General features: G+C 75.0%; 1 protein-coding gene. It reads left to right on the forward strand.

Annotated elements, in window-relative coordinates:
* Nucleotides 1-292, forward strand: a 292-nt coding sequence (locus ACQG3P_RS19290) for a CfaE/CblD family pilus tip adhesin (protein ID WP_426805937.1), incomplete at both ends; no start/stop codon positions are given.

The raw sequence follows: 292 nt of genomic DNA on the forward strand, positions 1-292 counted from the left end.
CTGGCGGGCCGAGCTGCACCTGGACGTGCGCGGTGGCGTGGGCGGCGCGGTACGCGGCCGGCACGTATGCGTGCTGGAGGTCACGGTGACCGATACCGCGCGGGCGGCCATCCACCTGCCCGAGCACGGCGGCTCTGCCGCGCCGATGGACCTGCAGTTGCAGTTGCGGGCCGGACCACCGCCGGCCAGCGTCGGCGGCGAGGCCGTGCTGGACATGTGCCTGTACGACGGGCTGGGTTCCCCCAGCAGCCAGCTGGTGCTGGTGGCGCGCGATCGCGGCCCAGACGTGCCG

The organism is Stenotrophomonas sp. SrG, assembly GCF_050031795.1.
Taxonomy (GTDB): domain Bacteria; phylum Pseudomonadota; class Gammaproteobacteria; order Xanthomonadales; family Xanthomonadaceae; genus Stenotrophomonas; species Stenotrophomonas rhizophila_A.